Origin of the sequence: Dietzia sp. DQ11-44 (assembly GCF_014145205.1) — a bacterium.
Classification (GTDB): domain Bacteria; phylum Actinomycetota; class Actinomycetes; order Mycobacteriales; family Mycobacteriaceae; genus Dietzia; species Dietzia natronolimnaea.
The window spans coordinates 1-1,051 of the sequence record NZ_JAALEC010000588.1 but is presented as its reverse complement, the minus strand read 5'-3'; the positions used below and the strand labels follow the sequence as shown (position 1 = coordinate 1,051).

Sequence of the window (1,051 nt, the reverse complement as noted above, 5' to 3'; positions counted from 1 at the left end):
GCCCGCCGCCGCCAGGTCGGCGGTCAGTCCCTCCAGATGCGGCCACGGCCGCTCGGGGTTGACGTGGTCGGGTGTGAGCGGGGAGATGCCGCCCAGGTCGTCCACCCCCGCGCCGATGAGGGCCAGCACGTCCTGCCGGTCGACCAGGTTCGGCGGGGCCTGGACGGCGACCCGCGGGTCGAGCACCAGGCGCGCGACGGCGATCGCGGCGAGGAACTCGTCGGTGTCCGCGTCGGCCGAGTCGCGCATGGCGGTGTCGGGCTTGGCCCGGAAGTTCTGGACGATCACCTCCTGGAGGTGTCCGAACTCCCTGGCCAGCCCGGCCAGCGCGAGCAGACTGTCGGCCCGCTCGGTCCTGTTCTCCCCGATCCCCACCAGGATCCCCGAGGTGAACGGCACCGCGAGACGCCCCGCGTCGGTCAGGGTGCGCAGCCGCACGGCCGGGTCCTTGTCCGGGCTGCCGTGGTGACACGCACCCGGGGTGGTGAACAACCTCGTGGCCGTGGTCTCGAGCATCATCCCCATGGACGGTGCGACCGGCTTGAGGGTGGACATCTCCGACCAGCTCATCACGCCGGGATTGAGGTGCGGCAGCAGACCGGTCTCCTCCAACACCCGGATGGCCATGGCCCGGACGTAGTCCAGCGTCGAGGAGAAGCCGCGCGATTCGAGCCACTCCCTCGCCTCGGGCCACCGGTCCTCCGGTCGGTCGCCCAACGTGAAGAGCGCCTCCTTGCACCCGGCCTCCGCGCCGCGCCGGCACAGGTCCACCACCTCGTCGGGGTCGAGGAACATGCCCTCGCCGGCGGCCCGGAGTTTCCCCGGCACGGTGACGAAGGTGCAGTAGTGGCAGCGGTCGCGGCACAGGCGGGTGAGCGGGACGAACACCTTGCGGGAGTACGTCACCACCCCCGGACGCCCCTCGTCGAGGAGGCGGGCGTCGCGACGCGCGGCCGCCAGCCCGGTCAGCCGGACGAGATCGTCTCCGCGCGCGGCCAGCAACACCGCCGCCTCGGTCACGTCGAGGGTGAGCCCGTCGGAGGCCCGGCGC

The 1,051-nt window shown here is 72.8% G+C and carries 1 protein-coding gene; it reads right to left on the bottom strand.

All coding sequences use genetic code 11. From position 1 onward, the window contains the following. On the bottom strand, positions 1-1,051 hold a 1,051-nt coding region (cofG, locus tag G6018_RS13860; RefSeq protein ID WP_182639921.1), incomplete at both ends, for a 7,8-didemethyl-8-hydroxy-5-deazariboflavin synthase CofG.